The sequence below is a fragment of the Nocardioides caldifontis genome, from assembly GCF_008087345.1.
In the GTDB taxonomy this organism is placed as follows: domain Bacteria; phylum Actinomycetota; class Actinomycetes; order Propionibacteriales; family Nocardioidaceae; genus Marmoricola_A; species Marmoricola_A caldifontis.
Genome location: NZ_VHIB01000008.1, coordinates 477,542 through 499,087 on the forward strand (window position 1 = coordinate 477,542; position 21,546 = coordinate 499,087).

At 72.3% G+C, this 21,546-nt stretch carries 22 protein-coding genes; 8 read left to right on the forward strand and 14 right to left on the reverse strand.

Going from position 1 to position 21,546, the window contains the following annotated elements:
• Positions 1–2,211 (forward strand): 1,4-alpha-glucan branching protein GlgB, encoded by a 2,211-nt coding sequence (gene glgB, locus FIP57_RS16535; protein ID WP_148574608.1) that lies wholly within the window; start codon positions 1–3, stop codon positions 2,209–2,211.
• Between the two features lie 19 nt (positions 2,212–2,230).
• Complete coding sequence (locus FIP57_RS16540) at positions 2,231–3,067, forward strand: NUDIX hydrolase (RefSeq protein WP_238993526.1); 837 nt, start codon at positions 2,231–2,233, stop codon at positions 3,065–3,067.
• A gap of 19 nt (positions 3,068–3,086) precedes the next feature.
• On the opposite strand, the gene FIP57_RS16545 is transcribed toward FIP57_RS16540, so the two are convergent.
• The 6 genes from FIP57_RS16545 to FIP57_RS16565 all read right to left on the reverse strand — a co-directional run bounded on the left by FIP57_RS16545 (position 3,087) and on the right by FIP57_RS16565 (position 8,269).
• Positions 3,087–4,046, reverse strand: coding sequence for a co-chaperone YbbN (locus FIP57_RS16545; RefSeq protein ID WP_148574609.1), 960 nt, complete (start codon positions 4,044–4,046; stop codon positions 3,087–3,089).
• Between the two features lie 19 nt (positions 4,047–4,065).
• The gene (locus FIP57_RS16550; protein ID WP_238993527.1) at positions 4,066–4,632 is read right to left on the reverse strand and encodes a PH domain-containing protein; all 567 of its coding nucleotides are present in this window, start codon (positions 4,630–4,632) and stop codon (positions 4,066–4,068) included.
• A complete protein-coding gene (locus tag FIP57_RS23320) occupies positions 4,629–4,796 on the reverse strand; it encodes a hypothetical protein (RefSeq protein WP_162529837.1) in 168 nt (55 codons plus the stop codon). The genes FIP57_RS16550 and FIP57_RS23320 overlap by 4 nt, the downstream gene beginning before the upstream one ends.
• 145 nt (positions 4,797–4,941) lie before the next feature.
• Positions 4,942–6,063, reverse strand: a complete 1,122-nt coding sequence (locus FIP57_RS16555; RefSeq protein ID WP_148574610.1) for a uroporphyrinogen-III synthase — start codon at positions 6,061–6,063, stop codon at positions 4,942–4,944.
• A gap of 57 nt (positions 6,064–6,120) precedes the next feature.
• A complete protein-coding gene (gene meaB / locus FIP57_RS16560; protein WP_148574611.1) occupies positions 6,121–7,068 on the reverse strand; it encodes a methylmalonyl Co-A mutase-associated GTPase MeaB in 948 nt (315 codons plus the stop codon).
• 1 nt (position 7,069) lies between these two features.
• Positions 7,070–8,269 carry an acetyl-CoA C-acetyltransferase gene (locus tag FIP57_RS16565; protein ID WP_148574612.1) on the reverse strand — a complete coding sequence of 400 codons (1,200 nt, stop codon included), beginning with the start codon at positions 8,267–8,269 and terminating at the stop codon, positions 7,070–7,072.
• A 152-nt stretch (positions 8,270–8,421) separates the two neighbouring features.
• On the opposite strand from FIP57_RS16565, the gene mce reads away from it, so the two are divergent.
• From mce to FIP57_RS16580, 3 genes are all read left to right on the forward strand, one after another.
• Positions 8,422–8,883, forward strand: coding sequence for a methylmalonyl-CoA epimerase (gene mce / locus FIP57_RS16570; RefSeq protein WP_148574613.1), 462 nt, complete (start codon positions 8,422–8,424; stop codon positions 8,881–8,883).
• A 157-nt stretch (positions 8,884–9,040) separates the two neighbouring features.
• Positions 9,041–10,381, forward strand: coding sequence for a crotonyl-CoA carboxylase/reductase (gene ccrA, locus FIP57_RS16575; protein ID WP_148574614.1), 1,341 nt, complete (start codon positions 9,041–9,043; stop codon positions 10,379–10,381).
• A gap of 169 nt (positions 10,382–10,550) precedes the next feature.
• Positions 10,551–11,660 (forward strand): coiled-coil domain-containing protein, encoded by a 1,110-nt coding sequence (locus FIP57_RS16580; RefSeq protein ID WP_148574615.1) that lies wholly within the window; start codon positions 10,551–10,553, stop codon positions 11,658–11,660.
• A 7-nt stretch (positions 11,661–11,667) separates the two neighbouring features.
• Here FIP57_RS16580 and FIP57_RS16585 read toward each other — a convergent pair whose 3' ends face one another.
• The 3 genes from FIP57_RS16585 to FIP57_RS16595 are packed head-to-tail and all read right to left on the reverse strand — an operon-like array spanning position 11,668 to position 14,219.
• A complete protein-coding gene (locus tag FIP57_RS16585) occupies positions 11,668–12,447 on the reverse strand; it encodes an alpha/beta hydrolase (protein ID WP_148574616.1) in 780 nt (259 codons plus the stop codon).
• Between the two features lie 22 nt (positions 12,448–12,469).
• A complete protein-coding gene (locus FIP57_RS16590) occupies positions 12,470–13,261 on the reverse strand; it encodes an endo alpha-1,4 polygalactosaminidase (protein ID WP_148574617.1) in 792 nt (263 codons plus the stop codon).
• Entirely contained in the window at positions 13,155–14,219 is a 1,065-nt protein-coding gene (locus FIP57_RS16595; RefSeq protein WP_148574618.1) for a helix-turn-helix transcriptional regulator, read from the reverse strand. The genes FIP57_RS16590 and FIP57_RS16595 overlap by 107 nt, the downstream gene beginning before the upstream one ends.
• A 62-nt stretch (positions 14,220–14,281) precedes the next feature.
• Here FIP57_RS16595 and FIP57_RS16600 point away from each other — a divergent pair, with 62 nt between their 5' ends.
• The gene (locus FIP57_RS16600) at positions 14,282–14,848 is read left to right on the forward strand and encodes a DinB family protein (protein ID WP_148574619.1); all 567 of its coding nucleotides are present in this window, start codon (positions 14,282–14,284) and stop codon (positions 14,846–14,848) included.
• 12 nt (positions 14,849–14,860) lie between these two features.
• Here FIP57_RS16600 and FIP57_RS16605 read toward each other — a convergent pair whose 3' ends face one another.
• From FIP57_RS16605 to FIP57_RS16615, 3 genes are all read right to left on the reverse strand, one after another.
• Positions 14,861–15,097, reverse strand: a complete 237-nt coding sequence (locus tag FIP57_RS16605; RefSeq protein ID WP_148574620.1) for a hypothetical protein — start codon at positions 15,095–15,097, stop codon at positions 14,861–14,863.
• 17 nt (positions 15,098–15,114) lie between these two features.
• Entirely contained in the window at positions 15,115–16,611 is a 1,497-nt protein-coding gene (locus FIP57_RS16610) for an MFS transporter (protein ID WP_148574621.1), read from the reverse strand.
• Positions 16,612–16,725: 114 nt separating this feature from the next.
• Positions 16,726–18,507 carry a 3-hydroxyacyl-CoA dehydrogenase family protein gene (locus FIP57_RS16615; protein WP_148574622.1) on the reverse strand — a complete coding sequence of 594 codons (1,782 nt, stop codon included), beginning with the start codon at positions 18,505–18,507 and terminating at the stop codon, positions 16,726–16,728.
• 140 nt (positions 18,508–18,647) lie between these two features.
• Here FIP57_RS16615 and nucS point away from each other — a divergent pair, with 140 nt between their 5' ends.
• Positions 18,648–19,331, forward strand: coding sequence for an endonuclease NucS (gene nucS, locus FIP57_RS16620; RefSeq protein ID WP_148574623.1), 684 nt, complete (start codon positions 18,648–18,650; stop codon positions 19,329–19,331).
• Between the two features lie 37 nt (positions 19,332–19,368).
• Here nucS and FIP57_RS16625 read toward each other — a convergent pair whose 3' ends face one another.
• Positions 19,369–20,166 (reverse strand): MerR family transcriptional regulator, encoded by a 798-nt coding sequence (locus tag FIP57_RS16625; protein WP_148574624.1) that lies wholly within the window; start codon positions 20,164–20,166, stop codon positions 19,369–19,371.
• A 78-nt stretch (positions 20,167–20,244) separates the two neighbouring features.
• Here FIP57_RS16625 and FIP57_RS16630 point away from each other — a divergent pair, with 78 nt between their 5' ends.
• Positions 20,245–20,601, forward strand: a complete 357-nt coding sequence (locus FIP57_RS16630) for a nuclear transport factor 2 family protein (protein ID WP_148574625.1) — start codon at positions 20,245–20,247, stop codon at positions 20,599–20,601.
• A gap of 14 nt (positions 20,602–20,615) precedes the next feature.
• Here the strand turns inward: FIP57_RS16630 and FIP57_RS16635 are convergent, their stop codons facing one another.
• Complete coding sequence (locus tag FIP57_RS16635) at positions 20,616–21,542, reverse strand: FAD-dependent oxidoreductase (protein WP_148574626.1); 927 nt, start codon at positions 21,540–21,542, stop codon at positions 20,616–20,618.
• Positions 21,543–21,546: the final 4 nt, after the last annotated feature.

Below are 21,546 nucleotides of genomic sequence, written 5' to 3' on the forward strand. Positions count from 1 at the left end.
GTGGCCCGATCGAAGCCCCGCACGACCAAGCTGCCGGATCCCCGGCCCGTCTCCCACGACCAGCTCGCGCAGCTCGCCGAGGGACGGCACGGTGACCCACACTCCATCCTCGGCGCGCACCCCCACGAGGGCGCCACGACCGTGCGCACCCTCAAGCCGCTCGCCGAGTCGGTCGTCGTGGTCGCGGGCGACAGCCGCACCGAGCTGAGCCACGAGGCGCACGGCGTCTGGGTCGGCGTCCTGCCGACCGAGCAGCCGCCGGACTACCGGCTCGAGGTGACCTACGGCGACGGGGTCCCGCACACCGTCGACGACGCCTACCGCTACCTCCCCACGCTCGGCGAGATGGACCTGCACCTGATCAACGAGGGGCGCCACGAGAACCTCTGGAAGGTGCTCGGCGCCCACGTGCAGCGTTACGAGGGCGCGTTCTCCACGGTCACCGGCACCGCGTTCGCGGTCTGGGCGCCGCACGCGAAGGCGGTCCGGGTGAAGGGCGACTTCAACAGCTGGGACGGCCGGGAGCACCCGATGCGGCAGATGGGCGTCTCCGGGGTCTGGGAGCTCTTCGTCCCCGACGTCGGCGACGGCACCCGCTACAAGTACGACGTGCTCGGCGCCGACGACGTGTGGCGCGACAAGGCCGACCCGATGGCCACCCGCACCGAGGAGCCTCCCGCGACGAGCAGCGTCGTCCACGAGTCCGACTACGCCTGGGGCGACGAACAGTGGCTGGCCCAGCGCGCGGAGAAGCACGCGGCCGACGGCCCGATGTCGATCTACGAGGTGCACCTCGGGTCCTGGCGGCGCGGCCGCTCCTACCGCGACCTGGCGACCGAGCTGGTCGACTACGTCCGCGACAACGGCTTCACCCACGTCGAGCTGCTCCCGGTGATGGAGCATCCGTTCGGCGGCTCCTGGGGCTACCAGGTGACGTCGTACTTCGCCCCCACGGCGCGGTTCGGCGACCCCGACGACCTCCGCTTCCTCATCGACTCGCTCCACCAGGCCGGCATCGGCGTGATCCTCGACTGGGTCCCGGCGCACTTCCCGAAGGACACCTTCGCGCTCGCCAACTTCGACGGGACCCCGCTCTACGAGGACCCGAACCCGCTCCGCGGCGAGCACCCCGAGTGGGGCACGCTGATCTTCAACTTCGGCCGCAAGGAGGTCCGCAACTTCCTGGTCGCGAGCGCGTTGTACTGGCTCGAGGAGTTCCACGCCGACGGGCTCCGCGTCGACGCGGTGGCGAGCATGCTCTACCTCGACTACGGCCGCGGCGAGGGGCAGTGGCAGCCCAACGTGTACGGCGGTCGGGAGAACCTCGAGGCCGTGCAGTTCCTCCAGGAGATGAACGCGACCTGCCAGAAGCGGGTCCCCGGCGTCGTGACGATCGCCGAGGAGTCCACCTCCTGGCCGGGGGTCACCCGCGCCACGCACCTCGGCGGGCTCGGGTTCGACCTGAAGTGGAACATGGGTTGGATGCACGACACGCTCAACTACCTGGCCAACGAGCCCGTGCACCGCAGCTACCACCACGGCGAGATGACCTTCTCGATGGTCTACGCCTACTCCGAGCGCTACGTGCTCCCGCTCAGCCACGACGAGGTCGTGCACGGCAAGGGGTCGCTGCTGCGCAAGATGCCGGGCGACCGCTGGCAGCAGCTGGCGAACCTGCGGGCGTACTTCGCCTTCCAGTGGGCGCACCCTGGCAAGCAGCTGCTCTTCATGGGGTGCGAGTTCGCCCAGGACGCCGAGTGGGCCGAGGCGCGCGAGCTCGACTGGTGGCTGCTCGACTCGCCCTGGCACGACGGGCTGCGGCGGCTGGTCCGCGACCTCAACGCGATCTACACCTCGACACCGGCGCTGCACGCGAAGGACGACGACCCCGAGGGGTTCCGCTGGATCGACGCCAACGACGCGAGCGGCAACGTGCTCTCGTTCGTCCGCAGCGACGGCCAGGGGTCGCTGGTGGCCTGCGTCGTGAACTTCGCCGGCGTCCCCCACCACGACTACCGCATCGGGCTGCCGGAGGCCGGCACCTGGACCGAGGTCGTCAACACCGACGCGGAGACCTACGCGGGCTCCGGCGTCGGGAACATGGGCACCGTGACCGCGGTCGAGCAGGAGTCCCACGGGATGCCGGCGTCGGCGTCGATCTCCGTGCCGCCGCTCGGCGCGATCTGGCTGCGGTACGACGGCGTGGGGTGACCCGGCTAGGGTCGACGGCGTGAACGCCGAGGACGCCCGGGACACCTCGCTGGAGGGGCGGCTGAGCCGTCCCGGCGTGCGGCTGGAGTCGGTCGGCAACGGCATCGCCCGGGTCAGCTGGTCCGCGGAGCTGCAGGCCCAGGGGTTCGAGGCCGCGAGCGCCGCGGTGCGCGACGAGGTGGCGGCCGCCCTCGACGAGCTCAAGCAGGCCCGGGTCGAGGCGCTCGTCGACCCCGACGACCTCCTCGGCACCCGCATCGCCACCTGGGCCGGCCTGCAGCGCGAGGGGGTCATGCGCGGCGCCCTCGAGCAGGACGGCGAGCTGCGTGACCGGGTCGTCTTCGCGCGGCTCCGCACCGACGCGCCGATCCACAAGTCACGCGGGTTCCGGGCGCTCCTCAACAGCTTCCTGCCCCGCAAGCGGGCCATCGCGCAGATGCTCGTCCGCGACGCCGAGGGGCGGGTGCTGCTCTGCAACCTGACCTACAAGCAGGACTGGGACCTCCCTGGCGGGGTCGTCGAGGTCAACGAGGCCCCTCACGTCGCGGTCGCCCGCGAGGTCGAGGAGGAGCTCGGGCTCGACCTCACGCCCGGCGGGCTCGTCCTCACCGACTGGCTCCCCCCGTGGAGCGGCTGGGACGACGCGGTCTGCCTCGTCTTCGACGGCGGCGTGCACGAGGCCTCGCTCGCCGAGCGGATCGTCCCGCAGGCCCGGGAGATCAGGACCGCGCGGTTCTGCACCCTCCAGGAGGTCCACTCGCTCTGCGCGGACTTCACCGCCCGGCGGATCGACTCCGCGCTCGCCAACCTCGACAGCGGCGGCTCGTCGTACAGCGAGTCCGGCCGTCCCCGCTGACCCCGCCGACCCGGCTCGCTCAGAAGAGCGCGGAGGCGAGGTTCTGGCGGCCCTTGAGGACGCGAGGGTCGTCGTTGCCGACGACCGAGAACAGCTCGATGAGGTGCAGCCGGGCCTTGTCGCGCTCGTCCCCGGAGGTACGCCGGACCAGGCCGACGAGCCGGTCGAACGCGTCGGAGACGTGGCCCCCGAGCAGGTCGAGGTCGGCGACCATGATCTGGGCGTCGACGTCGTCGGGAGCCTCCGCGGCCCGCTTCCGGGCGGTGTTGAGGTCGACCCCCTGGGTGCGCTGCATCAGCTTCGCGCGCGCGAGCCCGAGCGCGGCCTCGGTGTCGGCGGGGTTGGCGTCGACGAGCTTCTGGTACTCCTCCACCGCCCGCTGCACGTCGCCTGAGACCAGCGCCTCCTCGGCGGGGGCGTAGCGCGGGTCGGTCTGCTCCTCGTCCGCCCCGGCCTCGGCCGCGGGTCCCCCGCCGAACGGCTGGTGCCGCCCGGTCATCCCCTGGCTGGTGAGCTGCTGGAGGAGCTGTTGCATCAGGGTCCGCAGCTCGTCGATCGGGGGCGCGTCCTGGAAGAGCGGCGCGAGCCGGCCCTGCAGCACCATCGCCACGAACGGCACCGACTGCACCTGCATCGCCTGCACGATCCCGGGCTGGGTGTCCGCGTCCACGCGCCCGATCGCGATGCGCCCTTCGAGCTCCCCGGCCACCGTGGCCAGGTCGTCGGCGAGCTGGGCGCTGGCCGGCATCCGGCTGGGCGAGTACACGACCAGCGCGACGGGAGCCGTCATCGACGCCTCGAGCAGCGCCTGGAAGTTCTGCTCGTCCACCTCCACGGCGTACGACGAGCCGCCACCGGAGGAGCCGGCAGGAACCGCCCCACCGGGACCCGTCGCGGGGCCCGCGGGGCCGGCCGCGGGGGCGGGACGCTTGAGGGCGGACAGGTCGATCGCACCGGGACGCGAGAACGGCATGTTCATGCCGCCCATCTTCCCAGGTTCAGCCACCCCGCTGTCGCGGGCCCCGGAGCCCGGCCCGCTGCACGACGCCCTGGATGGTGAGGTCGCGCTCGTCCACCCGGGGCACGGAGCGGATCTCCCGCAGCCCCTGCTCCTGCGCGGCCGACTCGAAGGTGAAGTGGCCGTACCCCAGCAGCCGGCCGAGCAGCGGCTTGTGCACGGTGATGTCGAGGATCCGGCTGAGCGGCATGGTGGCCTGGGTCTGGGAGAGCACCCCGGTCATCCGGAACACCCGCATGTTGGTGACCACGAAGACGTCCATCCGCACCTCTGCGGCCTTGTAGGCGCCCCAGGCCGCGAGCAGCGCCCCGGGCAGCAGCAGGAACAGCGTGGCCTGGGGGTGGACGAAGAGGCTGGCGACCATGAGCGCGAGCCCGGCGAGCACCACCAGCACCGGCTTCAGGTAGCAGATCCAGTGGTGGGTGACCTCGTCGATGATCACCTCGTCCTCGGACCGCAGCAGGTGGCTGCCGATCTCGGGGGTCGGGAGCAGCCACATCCGGGTGGCGGCGGAGCGCCGCCGACGAGGCGTCCTCGTCCCGCTCACTCGAAGAGGGCGCCGACGAAGTCGATGACCGACGACATGACGGTCTGGGTGCCCTCCCACAGCCAGGCGGCGCTGTCCTGGGTGACGTCCGCGAGCTGCTGCGGCGACTGCACCATCCAGTAGCCCACGAAGAGGACCACCAGGGCGGCGACAGCTACCTTCATGGGTCGAGCTCCGTCCGGTGAGGGGAAGTTCCGGGCCGCGTGCCTGCGGGGGCGTGCACAGTCATTGCCCTTGCTACCAGAACAGTGCTCCCCGGGACAGGAGGCGCGCGGCTCGGTCCCGCGGTCAGCGGTTCTCCTCCGGTGGTCAGCCCGCGGCGAGCACGTAGCCCCGCTTCACCACCGTGCGGACCAGCCGCGAGTCGCCCACCGCCTCGCGGAGCGACTCGCGGAGCCGCGCGACCGCGACCTCGGCGGCGTGCGGGTCGGAGGAGACCCCGGGGAGGGCCTCGAGGAGCTCCTCCCGGGTCACGACGTGGCCGGGCGTCGCCGCCAGCCGGCGGAGGACGGCGGTGCCGCTCGGGGAGACCGCGATGGGGCGGTGGTCGAGCGTGACGGCCCCGGCCCGGATGCGCAGCCGGCCATGGACGGTGCGGATCGCCTGACGGTCCCCGCCGAGCTCGGTGATGACCAGCCGGGCGAGCGCCCCCCACCACGGCCGGCACGGCAGCTGCGCCAGCATCCCGGCGAAGGCGAGCGGGGCGGCGGTGACCGGGCCCACGGCCGCCAGCAGCAGCCGCCCGTCGGAGACGCGGTCGCGCACCTGGTCGGTCGCGCCGGCCCGGTCCAGCGCCTCGAGCCACGCGGCCGCGCCCGGCGCGCTGGTGAGCACCACGCCGTCGAACCGCCCCGCGCCGCAGCCGGCCGCGGCGCGGTCCACGGACGCCCGGTCGGCGGGCGGGCCCCACCGGTACACGTCCAGAGGTACGACGGACGCGCCCGCGCGCTCGAGGGCGTCGTCGCTCCCGGTGGTTCCCGCGCCGCCGTGGAGCACCGCGACCCGGAGCCCGCGCACGCCCTCCCCCACCAGGAAGTCGACCAGCTCCTGCGAGGTCTCGCACTCCGCCACCCGGTCGGCGACCAGCCCCGCCGCACGCAGGGACCGGCTCGCCCCCGGTCCGCGTGCGGCGAGCCGCGCGCCTCCCAACGCGCGCACCAGCCCCTCGGCGAGCCCGGCCCGCCCGGCGACGTCGAGCCACCTCTCGAACGCTGTTCCTGTCGTGACGACAAGAACGTCCGGTGGGCGGGCGACGAGGGTCCGCGTCCGGCGTACGAGCTGCTGCTGGTCCTCCGGCACGAACCCCAGCAACGGCACGAGCTCCACCTCCGCGCCGCGCTCCTCCAGCGCCGCACGGAGCTCCGCCCCGCGCCGCTGCGCGGTGACGAGGACGCGACACCCGGTGAGCACGGGCGCGGGAGCCGGACACATGCGGTCCACCTTCGACCGCGGATGTTGACGCGAGGAGTTCGCGTTGTTACGCCCGTGCTACGAGGCCGGCCCCTCGAGCAGCCGGTCGGCCGCAGCATAGGGGTCCAGCTCCCCCGCGATGACCTGCGCCGCGAGCCCGTCGAGCCGGCCGCGGTCGGAGACCCCGCCCCAGCGCTTGCGCAGCTCGGTCACGGCGATCGTCTCCACCTCGTCGCGGGCGCGGGTCAGCCGGCGCCGGCGCAACGTCCCCTCGGCCTCCGCCCAGGCCAGGTGCTCCTCGAGCGCGTCCGCCACTGTCGGGACGCCCTCGCCGTCGTTCGCCGTGGTCATCAGCACCGGTGGCCGCCACGCGCCCTCGGGACGCTCGGCGAGCGAGAGCATGCCGCGCAGGTCCCTGCGGACGGTGCGCGCACCCTCGCGGTCGGCCTTGTTGACGACGTAGACGTCGCCGATCTCGAGGATCCCCGCCTTGGCCGCCTGGATCCCGTCGCCCATCCCGGGCGCGAGGAGCACGACGGTGGTGTCCGCGGTCCCGGCGACCTCGACCTCCGACTGCCCCACGCCGACCGTCTCGACGAGCACGACGTCGAACCCGGCCGCGTCCAGGACGCGCAGGGCCTGCGGCGCCGACCAGGCGAGGCCGCCGAGGTGGCCGCGGGCCGCCATCGACCGGATGAAGACGTCGGGGTCGGTGGCGTGCTCCGACATCCGCACACGGTCGCCGAGCAGCGCGCCTCCGGAGAACGGGGAGGAGGGGTCCACCGCGAGGACCCCGACCCGTTTGCCCCGCCTCCGCAGCTCGGTGACGAGCGCCGAGGTCGAGGTCGACTTCCCGACCCCGGGGGCACCGGTGATCCCGACGACGTGCGCGTGGCCGGTGTGCGGCGCCAGCGCCGCCATCACCTCGCGCAGCGCCGGCGACTCGTCCTCGACGAGCGAGATCAGCCGGCCGACCGCTCGCTGCCGGCCGGCGCGGGCCTGCTCGACCAGCTCGGCAGGGTTCACCTCAGGCGGAGGGGACCTTGACGATGAGCGCGTCACCCTGGCCACCGCCACCGCAGAGGGCCGCGGCGCCGACGCCACCGCCGCGCCGCTTCAGCTCGAGGGCGAGGTGGAGGACGATGCGGGCGCCGGACATCCCGACGGGGTGGCCGAGCGCGATGGCGCCGCCGTTGACGTTGACCTTGGCGTTGTCGAGGCCGAGCTCGCGGGCCGAGGAGATGCCGACCGCGGCGAACGCCTCGTTGAACTCCACGAGGTCGAGGTCGGTGGGGGCGATCCCTTCCTTCTCGCACGCCTTCGCGGTCGCCGCGGAGGGCTGCAGCTGCAGGGTCGAGTCCGGGCCGGCGACCTGGCCGTGCGCGCCGATCTCGGCGAGCCAGGTGAGCCCGAGCTCCTCGGCCTTCGCCTTGCTCATCACCACGACGGCTGCGGCGCCGTCGGAGATCTGCGAGGAGGAGCCGGCGGTGATCGTGCCCTCCTTGCTGAAGGCGGGGCGCAGCTTCGCCAGGCTCTCCGCGGTGGTGTCGCCCCGGACGCCCTCGTCCGTGGACACCACGATCGGGTCGCCCTTGCGCTGCGGGATCGAGACCGGCACGACCTCCTCGTCGAAGACGCCGTTCTTCCAGGCCACCGCGGCCTTCTGGTGCGACTGGGCCGCGAACTCGTCCTGCTCCTCGCGGGTCAGGTTGGCGCTCGCCGCGTTGCACTCCTCGGTGAGCAGCCCCATCGCCTGGGAGGTGAACTGGTCGAACAGCGCGTCGTAGGCCATCGAGTCGACGAGCGTCGCGTCGCCGAACTTCGTGCCCTCGCGCGACTTCGGCAGGAAGTGCGGGGCGTTGGTCATCGACTCCATGCCGCCGGCGACGACGATGTCGTGCTCACCGGCGCGGATCAGCTGGTCGGCGAGGGCGATCGCGTTGATGCCCGAGAGGCAGACCTTGTTGATGGTGATCGAGGGGACCGACATCGGGACGCCCGCGTTGACCGCCGCCATCCGAGCCGGGTTCTGGCCCGCCCCGGCGAGGATGACCTGGCCCATGATCACGTAGTCGACCTGGTCGCCGGAGACACCGGCCTTCTCCAGGGCGCCCTTGATGGCGAACCCACCGAGGTCGGCTGCGGAGAAGCTTTTGAGCCCGCCGAGCAGGCGGCCGATCGGGGTGCGCGCCCCCGCGACGATGACGGATCCGGTGCTGTCGGACATGCGACGCCTCCTGGTCGGTTTTGCTGGTCGGAACGGCCGGCCGAGCGGTACCTACGACCTTGGGGACGATACCGGGGTCCCGCCCACCGTGGAGGTGTCGGACCGGTCACAGTCCCTCGCCGCCCGCTGCGGCGTCGTACACCATGTGGCGCATGACTGGAGCGCCTCTCACGGACCTGCCCGAGCCGCTGTTCCTCGCCATCGACCACGTGGGGATAGCCGTGCGCGACCTCGACGAGGCGATCGCGTTCTACCGCGACACCTTCGGCATGCAGGTTCTCCACGAGGAGACGAACGAGGAGCAGAAGGTGCGCGAGGCGATGGTCGGCGTCGGCGACCCGGCCGCCCCGCACTCCTGCCTCCAGCTGCTCGCGCCGCTCGACGAGAGCTCGACGATCGCGAGGTTCCTGGACCGCAACGGCCCCGGCATGCAGCAGCTCGCCTACCGGGTCGCCGACGTGGAGAAGGCCTCGCAGGTGCTCCGGGACCGCGGCGTCCGCACGCTGTACGACGAGCCGAGGCGCGGGACCGCCGGGAGCCGGATCAACTTCCTCCACCCGAAGGACGCGGGCGGGGTGCTCGTCGAGCTGGTCCAGCCCGCCGAGGACCACTAGGCCACCGGGCGTCGTACCCCTTCCGCGCTTCCCCCACGCCTGGGTATGACGTCCTCCACATCCACCTTCCCACGCTGGTTACCCGCCGGTAGATTCCGCGCCACGCCGCCCGGCGACCACGACCACCACGACTTCCACCACCGACCCAGGAGCTGACGTGCAGCACATCCTCGACGCGATCATGGCCGGCGACACCTCCCCCGAGGAGTTCGCCGGCCTCGAGCTGCCGGAGTCCTACCGGGCGGTGACCGTGCACAAGGACGAGGTCGACATGTTCGAGGGGGTCCCGAGCAAGGAGAAGGACCCGCGCAAGTCGCTCCACGTCGACGACGTTCCGGTCCCCGAGCTCGGTCCGGGCGAGGCGCTCGTGGCGGTGATGGCGAGCGCGATCAATTACAACACCGTCTGGACCTCGATCTTCGAGCCGGTCTCCACCTTCGGCTTCCTGGAGCGCTACGGCCGGATCTCCCCGCTCGCGAAGCGCCACGACCTGCCCTACCACGTCGTCGGCTCCGACCTGGCCGGTGTGGTGCTCAAGACCGGCGTCGGCGTGCACAACTGGAAGCCGGGCGACCGGGTCGTCGCCCACTGCCTCAGCGTCGAGCTGGAGCACCCCGACGGCCACAACGACACGATGCTCGACCCCGAGCAGCGGATCTGGGGGTTCGAGACCAACTTCGGCGGGCTCGCCGAGGTCGCCCTGGTCAAGGCCAACCAGCTGATGCCGAAGCCCGAGCACCTCACCTGGGAGGAGGCCGCCTCCCCCGGGCTGGTGAACTCCACCGCCTATCGGCAGCTGGTCAGCGCCAACGGCGGCAACATGAAGCAGGGCGACAACGTCCTGATCTGGGGCGCCTCCGGCGGGCTCGGCGGCTTCGCCACCCAGTATGCCCTCAACGGCGGCGCCACCCCGATCTGCGTGGTCTCCAACGAGGAGAAGGCGCAGATCTGCCGGGCGATGGGCGCGGAGCTGATCATCAACCGCTCCGAGGAGGGCTACAAGTTCTGGAACGACGAGGGCACCGAGCAGGACCCGAAGGAGTGGCGCCGCTTCGGCAAGCGGATCCGTGAGCTCACCGGCGGCGAGGACATCGACATCGTCTTCGAGCACCCGGGCCGGGAGACCTTCGGCGCCAGCGTCTTCGTGACCCGCAAGGGCGGGGTGATCACCACCTGCGCCTCGACCAGCGGCTACATGCACGAGTACGACAACCGCTACCTGTGGATGAACCTCAAGCGGATCATCAGCTCGCACTTCGCCAACTACCGCGAGTCGTGGGAGGCCAACCGTCTGATCGCCAAGGGGATGATCCACCCCACGGTCTCGCGCACCTACCGGCTCGAGGAGACCGGCCAGGCCGCGCTCGACGTCCACCACAACAAGCACCAGGGCAAGGTGGGCGTCCTCGCCCTCGCCCCCGAGGAGGGGCTCGGCGTCCTCGACGACGAGCTGCGCGCCCGGCACCTCGACAAGATCAACCTCTTCCGGGGCCAGTGAGACCCCTGTGACCAGGGCCGGCGGAGCCGGCCACGCGGCGGTGGACCAATCGTGAGACACGACGGGTCCACCGCCTGCTTTTCCCCGTGCATCGGTGACACTAGGAGCCACTAGGAGCACAGCACGCCCGCTCCACCGAGGACACTGAGCAGATTCGAGGGACCCGCCGATGACCGAGCGCTCCGGCCTTTCCATCTTCGACGACACCACCGCCACCGAGAGCACTCCGGTCGCCGCCCCGCCCAAGTCGGGCGGCCCGGCCTTCCCCGTCGCCCGCCGCGGCTACGACACCGCGAGCGTGGACCGCAAGCTCGCCGCGATGACCGCCGAGCGCAGCAAGCTGGCCACCAGCCTCGAGCAGGCGATGCAGCGCACCTCCGAGCTCGAGGCGGAGGTCGAGCGGCTCCGCGAGCTCACCGACGAGAACTACACCCCCAGCTACGCCCAGCTCGGCGGCCGGGCCAGCGAGCTGCTCCGCCTCGCCGAGGAGCAGGCCGACGAGGTCATCGCCTCCGCGCGCACCCGCGCGGACGAGATCGTCCGCGCCGCGAACGCCGAGGCCAGCGCCCTCAAGTCGCACGCGGCACGGGACGCCGAGGACATGCGGATGGTCCAGCTCAAGGAGCTCGACGAGGCCCGCGCCACCGCGATGAGCGAGGTCGAGCGGATCCGCACCCTCGCCCGCTCGGAGGCCGACGACCTGCTCGGGTCGGCCCAGCGCGAGGCGTCGCAGCGCCGGCTGGTCGCGGAGCAGGAGGCCAACGCGCTGCTCACCTCCGCGCGCCGTGAGGCCGAGCAGACCCTCGCGGCCGCCGAGCGGCAGGTCCAGGAGATGCAGCGGACGCTGGCCGTCGAGAAGGAGCGGCTGACCCGCGAGGCCGCCGAGCACCACAGCAACGCCGTCGCCGAGACCAACGCCCTGGTCCAGGAGGCCGAGGCCCGTGCCGACGCCGCCGAGGAGCGGGCGCGCGAGGCGATCGCCCTGGCCACCAGCCACCGGCAGCAGGCCGAGCAGGAGGCCGAGCGGGTCCTCACCCGGGCCCGTCGCGAGGCCGAGCAGGTCGTGGCGACCGCGCAGACCCAGGCGGAGAACTTCGTGGCGGCCGGCCACGCGGAGGCCGAGCGGCAGCTCGCCGAGCTGATGGCCGAGGTCGACCGCTACACCAAGCGGCGCGACGCCGTCGTCGCCCAGCTCGGCGCCCTCCGCGACGTCGTGGCCGGGTTCGCCGACGCCCCGGAGCCGCAGGCCCAGAAGGGTCAGGAGGACGACGCCTCCTGACCTCCGGTCAGCGCGGCTGGTCCTTGAAGACCGCCGTGGTGCGGTCGGCGTAGGCGCTCGGGTCGGCGGTCTCCATCGGTCCCTCCCACTCGGTCGGGAGCGGAACGGAGGCCGCCGGGTTGAGCGCCGCGACCACCTCGTCGAGCACCCGCTCGGCGTCGCCGACCCAGAGGTGCTTCGCACCGTCCACCGCGACCAGCTCGGCCTGCGGCACCACCGAGAACCGCTCCTTCGCCTCCGGCGGCTGCAGGTAGTCGTCGTGCTCCGGCACGACCACCTTCAGCGGCTTGCCGGACTCCGCCCACTGCTCCAGGTGGCGCTCCTCGCTGAACCGCAGCGGCGGGCTGAGCAGCACCGCGCCGACCACCGCGGGGTCGTTGCCGTACATCAGCGCGAGGTCGGTGCCGAACGACCAGCCGACCAGCCAGATCGACGGCAGGTCGTGGAACTCCGCGTACTCCACGGCCGCCGCGACGTCGTACCGCTCTCCCACGGCGCGGTCGAACGACCCCTGGCTGGTCCCCTGGACGCTGCTGGTCCCGCGGGTGTTGAACCGCAGGACGGCGAGGTCGGCGAGCGCCGGGAGCCGGTAGGACGCCTTCCGGAAGACCTGGCTGTCCATCATCCCGCCGTGGGTCGGCAGCGGGTGCAGGCAGACCATCGTCGCCACCGGGTCCGACTCGGGCGGCAGCGCGAGCTCGCCGACGAGCTCGAGCCCGTCGGCGGTGTGCAGCGTGATCGGCTCACGCCGGGCGGGCAGGATCGAGTTGCCGCGGATCTTCGACATGCGTCCATCCTCCCCCGACGGGTCAGCACCAGTCGCGGACGCCCTTCGGGGACAGCGCCCGGTCCCGGCGTACGACGGACAACGACCCCCACTCCGCGCAGGCCACCCGGAAGTCACGCCGGCGGTACTCGACGACCAGCACCTGGTCGCCGTACACCCGGGTGTAGCCGCCGCACTCCCGGTAGCGGGCGCACTCCTCGGCGAGCGCGAAGTCGAAGCCGATCCGGCGCCCGGCCTTCCCGAGCTCGACCCAGTTCTTCTGGCCGACCGCGAGCCCGGCCTCGTGGGCGCGGGCGACGAGCAGCCGGGCGTAGGCCTTGGCGTGCGCCGGGCGCAGGAGCCCGCGGCTGCGGCCGAACGAGTCGAGGTTGTCCAGGTCGACACCCTGGAAGCCGGCGGCTGCGCAGCCGTCGAGCCACCGGCCGACGATGCGGGTGAGCCGCTTGCGCTTCGCGGCGGTGCGGATGTCGAGCAGCCACTCGCCCCAGTCGGTGTCGACCACCGGCTTCCCGGCCTTCTTCAGCACCAGCCGCCACCGGGCGGCCGACTGCTTCCAGAAGCGACGCTCGTCCGGCTGGGTCTGGAACCCGTTGACGTAGCAGATGTTGTACTTCCCGGGCAGCGGCGCGGCCTCGCGGTCCCGGGCCACGACGCCGACGTGGTCGGCCACCGCGGCCGGGCCGCCGAGCTGGTAGTCCCAGTCGGCGTCAGCCGGGGGTGGGGCCGGCGCGGCCGACGCCGCGGGCGCCAGGATCAGCGCAAGGGTCGTGGCGAGCAGCAGGGTGGCCAGCGGGGTCCCGAGACGGTGCAGCACCCCCGGATTGTCTCGCGGACCGGGCGAGCCTGTCCGCGAGTTCGGCGACCGCGGTGGCCAGCGCCGGCGGCTCGAGGACCTCGAACGTCGCACCGACCCAGCCCAGCTGCACGGCCAGGGCGTCGGCCCGTTCGGCCCCGGTCTCGAGCAGGCAGCTGTCGTCGTCGACCGGCGTGACCGTCGCGGCGGCGGCCGGCACCACCGCGCGCACCCGCTCCGCCGGCGCGTGCACCCGCACCCGCGCCCGGACCGGGTAGGCGGAGGTCGAGACCGCGCGCTGCACGTGGCCCGCGGGGTCCGGGTGGTGCCGTGCGCGGAACCGCCACGTCGTCGTCGCGACGTCGGCCATCCGGTCCAGGCGGAAGACCCGCCAGTCGTTGCGGTCCACGTCCCAGGCGAGGAGGTACCACCGCCGCCCGGTGGCCACCAGCCGCTCCGGCTCGACCGTGCGGCTGGTCGGGGCGGCGCCGGGAGCGGCGTACTCGAAGCGCACCCGGACCGAGTCGCGGCAGGCTCGGGCGAGCCGCTGGAGCACCTCGCCGTCGATCTCGACCGCCGCCCCGGGCAGCAGCTCGGTCGCGTCCTGGATCGCCCGGACCTCCGCCCGCAACCGTGGCGGCATCACCTGGTCGAGCTTGGCGAGGGTCCGGAGGGCGGCCTCGCTCGCGCCCGCGACCGTGCCGCCGGCGGCGAGGCGGAGCGACACCGCGACGGCCACCGCCTCCTCGTCGTCCAGGAGGAGCGGCGGCAGGGCACGGCCCGCGCCGAGCTGGTAGCCGCCGCCCGCTCCCTGGGTCGCGTTCACCGGGTAGCCGAGCGCCCGGAGCCGCTCGACGTCGCGGCGCACCGATCGGGTGGTGACCCCGAGCCGCTCGGCGAGCTCAGGGCCGGTCCACACCGCGCGGGCCTGCAACAGGGTCAGCAGCCGGAGCACCCGCTCCGTCGTCGACTCGGTCATGGGGAGATCATCGCCGACCTAGCGGACCGATCCTGTCCTCTTCCACCACCAGCATGGTCGTCATGCAGACGACATGGAACGACCGGCTCCTCGAGCAGGTCGAGTGGCACTGGACCCACCAGCTGCGCCCCCGGTTCGAGGGGCTCGACGACGAGGAGTACTTCTGGGAGCCCGTGCCGGGGTGGAACGTCCGCCCCCGCGGCACCGGGACCGCCCCCGTGCAGGCCGGTTCGGGCGAGTTCACCATCGACTTCGCCTTCCCGCCGCCCGAGCCGGAGCCGTTCACCACGATCGCGTGGCGGCTGGGCCACGTGATCGTGGGCGTGCTCGGCGTGCGGAACGCCGCGCACTTCGGCGGACCGCCGGTCGACTACCCCAGCCACGCCTACGCGGGGACCGCGGCGGAGGCGCTCGCCCAGCTCGACGACCAGTACTCCGCCTGGACGGCCGGCGTGCGGTCGCTCGGCGACGAGGGGCTCGCGCGGCCCTGCGGCCCGAGCGAGGGTGACTACGCGGAGTGGCCGATGGCCGCGCTCGTGCTGCACATCAACCGCGAGCTGCTCCACCACGGCGCCGAGATCGCGCTGCTCCGCGACCTCTACCTCCACACCCGCGGCAGGACCCTCTGACCCCGGCCCGGCTCAGCTGGCGGAGAGCGTCCCCTCGTCGGTGAGGTAGACGAGGCCGTCGGCGACGGCGAGGGCCAGCGCCCGGTCGAACCGGTTCGCCTCCCAGTACGCCGCGCCCAGGACCTCGGCGAGGCGCTCCTTGGTGAGCGGACCGTTGGCCTCGAGGGCCCGCACGATCTGGCCCATCTCGTGGAACACCTGGCGGTCGCGGGGCCCTTCGGTGCTGGCCTTGGGCGGGGGCATCGGCATGGTCGTGACCCTCCTGGTCAGACGGGTTCCGGGGTGCGCTGGTGGTCCTGGCCGGGGCCTCCGGCCGGCGGCGCGTCGTCCTCGGCGGTCAGCGGCTGGGCGATCGACTCCAGCGACTTGCCCTCCGCCTTCACGCCGAGGAAGGCCTCGACGATCCCACCGGCCACCATCAGCGCGGCACCGATGAAGTAGCCGATCGCGATGCCGGTGATGTCGCCGCTGCCCGACGCGTCGTCGATCAGCTTGCCGAAGAGCAGCGGCCCGGAGATACCGCCCGCTGCGGTGCCGATCGCGTAGAAGAACGCGATGCAGAGCGCGCGGGTCTCCATCGGGAAGACCTCGCTCGCGGTGAGGTACGCCGCGCTCGCGCCCGCGGAGGCGAAGAAGAAGATGATCGCGCCCATCAGCGTCAGGGTCGTCGCGTTCACGTCGCCGAGGAAGAGCCCCGTCCCGGCGAGCAGCAGCCCCGAGAAGATGTAGGTGAACGAGATCATCCGGACCCGGCCGATCGTGTCGAACAGGTGGCTCAGGGTCAGCGCGCCGGCGAAGTTGCTGGCGGCGAAGATCGCGAGGTACCACCCGGTCTGCTCGACGTCGAGGAAGGTCGTGAGGGTGTCGCCGTACGTGAAGAAGAAGGCGTTGTAGAGGAACGCCTGGCCGACGAAGAGCGAGAAGCAGAGGATCGTCCGCTTCGGGTACATCGTGAAGACGGTCTTCGCGATCAGGGTCAGCGGGATCGTCTTGCGCTGCCGGATGGTGATCTTGTCGCTGACCGGGCGCAGCTCCTTGCCGCTCTCCTCTCGGACCGTGCGCTCGATGTCGCGCACGATCGCCTCGCCCTCGTCCTCGCGGCCGTGGATGAAGAGCCAGCGCGGGCTCTCCGGCACGTTCTTGCGGACGATGAGGATGCCGACGGCCAGGATTGCGCCGAGGCCGAAGGCGATCCGCCAGCCCCAGGCCTGGTCGACGACGGTGGGGTCGAGCAGCGGGATGGTGAGCAGCGAGCCGAGCGCGGCGCCGACCCAGAACGAGCCGTTGATCGCGACGTCGACGCGGCCGCGGTACTTCGCGGGGATCAGCTCGTCGATCGCGGAGTTGATCGCGGCGTACTCACCGCCGATGCCGGTGCCGGTCAGGAAGCGGCAGACGAAGTACCACGTCGGGTTCATCGAGAACGCGGTGAGCACGGTGGCGACGGTGTAGACCGCGAGCGTGAGGAGGAACAGCTTCTTGCGGCCGAAGCGGTCGGTGAGCTGGCCGAAGAACAGCGCACCGAGGCACGCCCCTGCGACGTACGCGGCGCCGGCGAAGCCCACGTCGAAGCTGCTCAGCGCGAGGCCGGTCTCCTCCTCCTGGAGCGCCGCCGACATCGAGCCGACGATGGTGACCTCGAGCCCGTCGAGGATCCACACCGTGCCCAGCCCGATGACCACCAGCCAGTGCCAGCGTGCCCAGGGCAACCGGTCCATCCGCGCCGGGATGTCAGTCGTGATCCGGCCCGTCTCCACGGACATGACGTCGTCCTTCCGCGTCGGACGCCGCCCCTGCCCGGTGCAGTGGGCGCTACGGCCGACAGGATTCCGTCAACCGTTATGCCCGCCGGACAAGAAATCCAACCGCCGGTCAGGTCAGCGGGAGGAGTAGTCGCGGAAGCCGCGCCCCGTCTTGCGGCCCAGGTAGCCCGCGGTGACCAGGTGCTCGAGCAGCGGCGCAGGTGCGAAGCCGGGCTCGCGGAACTCGAGGTAGAGCTCGCGCTGGATCGCCAGCGAGACGTCGTTGCCGACGACGTCGAGCAGCTCGAAGGGACCCATCGGGAGGGCGCAGCCGTACTTCATCGCGGTGTCGATGTCGTCGGCCGTGGCGTAGTGGGCCTGCAGCATCTTGACCGCGTCGTTGAGGTAGGGGAACAGCAGCGCGTTGACGATGAACCCGGCCCGGTCGCCGCAGGAGACCGCGACCTTGCCGACGTCGGCGCAGAGCGCTCGGGTGGTCTCCGCGACCTTGTCGTCGGTGGCGACGGTCGAGACCACCTCGACGAGCTTCATGATCGGTGCGGGGTTGAAGAAGTGCATCCCCACGACGTCCTGCGGCCGGTTCGTCGCCTTCGCCAGCGCGATGATCGGCAGGCTGGAGGTCGTGGTCGCGAGGATCGCGCCGGGCTTGCAGATCTCGTCGAGGTTCTCGAAGAGGACCGACTTGATCTGGAGGTCCTCCGCGATCGCCTCGACGACGACGTCCACGTCGGCGAGGTCGTCGAGCGAGGTGGTGCCGGTCAGTCGACCGAGCACCTGCTCCTTGGCGGACTCCTCGAGCTTCCCGCGCTGGATCGCCTTGTCGAGCGACTTCTCGATCCCGGCCCGCACGCCGGCCACCTTCGCGGCGGAGCGGCCGACGTACTTCACGTCGTAGCCGGCCTTCGCGAAGACCTCGACGATGCCGCTCGCCATCGTGCCGGTCCCGACGACACCCACGAGCTTGACGTCGTGGTGCATCCGGGGCTTGTCGTCGGCGGACGGGGTCTGGTCGTCGGGAACGATCTTCGGGCTGTCGGGCGCCTCGTAGGTGTAGAAGCCCCGGCCGGTCTTCCGGCCGAGGAGCCCGGCGGTCACCATCTGCTTGAGGATCGGGCTGGGCGCGTGGAGCCGGTCGCGCCCCTGCTTGTACATCGTGTCGAGGATCTCGTACGCCGTGTCGAGGCCGATGAGGTCGAGCAGCGCCAGCGGGCCCATCGGGTAGCCGCAGCCGTAGCGCATCGCCGCGTCGATGTCCTCGCGGGAGGCGTAGCGCCCTTCGTACATCGACACCGCGTGGTTGAGGTAGCCGAAGAGCAGCGAGTTCGCGATGAACCCGGCCTTGTCGCCGCAGACGACCGGGGTCTTCCCGAGCCGCTCGAGCAGGGCGGTCACGTCGTCGAGCACGTCCGGCTCGGTGACGACCGTGCGGACGACCTCGACGAGCTTCTGGACCGGCGCCGGGTTGAAGAAGTGGATGCCGACCACGCGCCCCGGCTTGGCGGTCGCGGTGGAGATCTCGGTGACCGACAGCGACGAGGTGTTGGTGGCCAGCACCGCGTCGGGGGCCACGACCCCGTCGAGCCGCTGGAAGACCTCACGCTTCACCGGGAGCTGCTCGATGACCGCCTCGACGACGAGCTGGCACTCCTTGATGTCGGCGAGGTCGGTGGTGAAGGTGATCCGGTCGAGCAGCTCGCTCTGCTCCTGCTCGCTCAGCTTGCCGCGCTGCACCGCGCGGTTGGTCGAGTTGAGGAGGTGCTGCCGGCCGCGCTCGAGGGAGTCGTCGGTCAGCTCGATGCCGACCACGGAGAAGCCGTTCCGGGCGAACACCTCGGCGATGCCGGCACCCATCGTGCCGAGTCCGACCACGCCGACGGAGGTGAAGTCACGAGCCATGGTCGGCATCCTGCCACCCGTCCCCGGCAGCCGTCCGTGAGCAAGTTCACCCGCCGGTAACTTCTGGTGCTGGTGGTGTGTCGAACCGCCCCTCGTGGCGTGTTGAACCGCCCCTCGTGGCGTGAGGTAGCGTCCGGGCCGTGCGTCTCGTGATCGCCCGCTGCCAGGTGGACTACGCCGGCCGGCTGACCGCCCACCTCCCGATGGCGACCCGGCTGATCATGGTGAAGAACGACGGCTCGGTGCTGGTGCACTCCGACGGCGGCTCCTACAAGCCGCTGAACTGGATGTCCCCGCCGGCCAAGCTCCGCGAGGGCGTGGCGGAGGACGGCCGCGTCGAGTGGACGGTCCACGGCAAGGACGGCCCGGACGGCGACACGCTCCGCATCCTCATCGACGAGGTGCTCAGCGACACCACCCACGACCTCGGGGTCGACCCGGGGCTCCAGAAGGACGGCGTGGAGAAGCACCTCCAGGAGCTGCTCGCCGAGCACCCGTCGACGATCGCCGAGGGGCTCACGCTCGTACGCCGGGAGTACCCGACCGCCATCGGCCCGGTGGACCTCATGTGCCGCGACTCGGTGAGCGCCTCGGTGGCCGTCGAGATCAAGCGGAAGGCCACGATCGAGTCGGTCGAGCAGCTGACCCGCTACCTCGAGCTCCTCAACCGGGATCCCCGGCTCAAGCCCGTGCGAGGCATCCTGGCCGCCCAGTCGATCGTCCCGCAGGCCAGGACCCTCGCCGAGGACCGCGGGATCGCCTGCGCGGTGGTCGACTACGACGCGCTGCGGGGGCTCGACAGCCCGGAGGACCGGCTCTTCTGAGCTGGCCGACCAGCCAGCGACTCGATGCCGGTCGGCCTCAGCGCGGGCCGAGTCGGAAGACCGGCCAGCCGATCTCGGTCCGCCACTCCTCGGGGTCCGGCGTGTCCCGCGGACCGACCAGGTAGGTCTCCCGCACTGGCCCGGCCACGGCCAGCTCGTTGGCCACGACCCAGGCACCGAGCTCGCCGTACGTGACGTCGATGTCGTCGTGCGCGCCGGCATGCGTGGCGACCGCGAGCTCGACCGCCGGCAGCGTCACCGGGTGCACCCGTCCGCTGCGCGGCGGCACCCGCATCGGCACGTGGACGAGCGCGTGGCCGTGGCCGTCCTCGAAGAGCTCGTTGTCGTAGAGGCCACCGGGAGCACCGGTCGGCTCGGTGGTGGCCGCGGTCAGCTCGGCCATGGCGCCGGCGTACCAGGCGAGGAGCTCACCGTGGTCCACGTCGCCCTCGACCGCAGCCACGGTGGTGGCAGCCACGGCGCGCAGCTCGACCGCGATCGGGGGCGGCGCAGGCTGCAGCAGCCGGCGCAGCGTGGCCACCGCGGAGCGCGTCCGGTCCAGCTCGGACTCCAGCCGCTGGAGGTGTTCGGAGACAAGGGCCGCGCGTACGTCCGGGTCGGGCGACCTCAAGATGCGTTGCACGTCGGACAGCGGCACGTCGAGCTCGCGGAGCCGCTGGATGACCTGGGCGGTCGGGATCTGGTCGACGCTGTAGTAGCGGTAACCGCTCGCCGGGTCGACCGCGGCCGGCTCGAGGAGGGCGGCGTCGTGGTAGCGGCGCAACGTGCGCACGCTGAGGTGGCTCAGCCGTGAGAACTCGCCGATCGTCAGCACCGCTGCAGTCTCCACCCTCCCCCGGGGGGAGGGTCCACCGCTTGACCCTCCCGCACGGGAAGAGCGCACCGTGGTGGCATGACCTCACCGACCGCCATCGATCCCGCCCAGCTCCCCGCCTCGGTCCGCGGCTACCTCGACGCACGCGCCGCGAGCGACGTCGACGCCGCGCTCCGGGCCTTCACCCCCGAGGCCACGATCACCGACGAGGGTCGGACCTACCGCGGCCCCGAGGAGCTCCTCAAGTTCCTGCAGCACGCCGGAGCCCAGTACCAATTCACGATCGAGCTGGTCGGCGCGCAGCGGGTCGACGACCGGCGGTGGGTGGCCAGCCACCGCCTCGAGGGCAACTTCCCCGGTGGGGTCGCCGAGCTGGACTTCACGTTCGTGCTCGACGGCGACCTCGTCGCCGAGCTGGTCATCGCGCCTCGCTGAGCAGAGGCGGCCGCTCATGCCGGCGGACCCACCAGGGCGGCGACCTCGTCGGCGCACCCCCACGAGAGCGTGACGCCCGCGCCGCCGTGGCCGTAGCAGTGCACGACTCGGTTCCCCGCGGCGCCGGCCACCTCCTCGAGCCGGACCAGGGGGCGGGCGGGGCGCAGCCCGACCCGGTGGCCGAGCACCTTCGCCCGCCGTACCCCGGGCACCAGCCGGCTGGCGCGCTCGAGCAGCTCCTTCGCGGCCGCGTCGTCCGGCGTGCGGTCCCACCGGCCCTCCTCGTCCGTGCCTCCGACGACGACGTCATGGCTGCGGGGCACGACGTACGTCGGGCCGGAGGCGTCCAGGGCCCACCGGTCGAGGCCGAACTGCTCGACGAGCACCACCTGACCGCGCACCGGCACGATCGAGCCGTCGTCGGCGAAGAGTCGCGCTCCGAGCCCTGCGGCGTTCACCACCACGTCGGCGCCGTCGGGCAGCCCGGACAGCGCCATCCGGGTGACGGTGCCGCCGAGCTCCTCGATCCGTGCGGTCAGCCAGCGGAGGTAGACCGGCATCTCGGCGACCGGGCTGTCGAAGGCCCACCCGGCGGCGTACCCGTCCGGGACGTGGTCGGCCCGCGTCAGCCGCGGCACCGCGGAGGCCCACCACGGCTGCGGGGTGGGCGCCCGGAACACCTCGACCCCCGGCACCACCCGGACGCCGGTGCGCTCGTCGGCGGCGAGTCGGACCAGCTCGTCGTACGTCGTGGCCGCCCAGCCGGTGACGCGCTCGAACGGGTAGGCGCGGTAGGGGTACCAGAGCGCGGCCGCCGTGGCCGAGGTGGTCTCCAGCGGGAGGTCCCGCGCGACGACGGAGGCCTGGTGGCCGGCCTCGAGCAGCCGCACCGCGCAGCTGAGCCCGACCACGCCTGCACCGATCACCACCACGCGCGCCATGCCG

Excerpts from the sequence above, each read along its gene's own strand:
- FIP57_RS16545 (WP_148574609.1), bottom strand. The coding sequence starts at position 4,046 with ATGAACATGCCGTTCTCGCGTCCCGGTGCGATCGACCTGTCCGCCCTC.
- FIP57_RS23320 (WP_162529837.1), bottom strand. The coding sequence starts at position 4,796 with ATGAAGGTAGCTGTCGCCGCCCTGGTGGTCCTCTTCGTGGGCTACTGG.
- FIP57_RS16555 (WP_148574610.1), bottom strand. The coding sequence starts at position 6,063 with ATGTGTCCGGCTCCCGCGCCCGTGCTCACCGGGTGTCGCGTCCTCGTC.
- FIP57_RS16565 (WP_148574612.1), bottom strand. The coding sequence starts at position 8,269 with ATGTCCGACAGCACCGGATCCGTCATCGTCGCGGGGGCGCGCACCCCG.
- mce (WP_148574613.1), top strand. The coding sequence starts at position 8,422 with ATGACTGGAGCGCCTCTCACGGACCTGCCCGAGCCGCTGTTCCTCGCC.
- FIP57_RS16580 (WP_148574615.1), top strand. The coding sequence starts at position 10,551 with ATGACCGAGCGCTCCGGCCTTTCCATCTTCGACGACACCACCGCCACC.
- FIP57_RS16585 (WP_148574616.1), bottom strand. The coding sequence starts at position 12,447 with ATGTCGAAGATCCGCGGCAACTCGATCCTGCCCGCCCGGCGTGAGCCG.
- FIP57_RS16595 (WP_148574618.1), bottom strand. The coding sequence starts at position 14,219 with ATGACCGAGTCGACGACGGAGCGGGTGCTCCGGCTGCTGACCCTGTTG.
- FIP57_RS16600 (WP_148574619.1), top strand. The coding sequence starts at position 14,282 with ATGCAGACGACATGGAACGACCGGCTCCTCGAGCAGGTCGAGTGGCAC.
- FIP57_RS16605 (WP_148574620.1), bottom strand. The coding sequence starts at position 15,097 with ATGCCGATGCCCCCGCCCAAGGCCAGCACCGAAGGGCCCCGCGACCGC.
- FIP57_RS16610 (WP_148574621.1), bottom strand. The coding sequence starts at position 16,611 with ATGTCCGTGGAGACGGGCCGGATCACGACTGACATCCCGGCGCGGATG.
- FIP57_RS16615 (WP_148574622.1), bottom strand. The coding sequence starts at position 18,507 with ATGGCTCGTGACTTCACCTCCGTCGGCGTGGTCGGACTCGGCACGATG.
- FIP57_RS16630 (WP_148574625.1), top strand. The coding sequence starts at position 20,245 with ATGACCTCACCGACCGCCATCGATCCCGCCCAGCTCCCCGCCTCGGTC.
- FIP57_RS16635 (WP_148574626.1), bottom strand. The coding sequence starts at position 21,542 with ATGGCGCGCGTGGTGGTGATCGGTGCAGGCGTGGTCGGGCTCAGCTGC.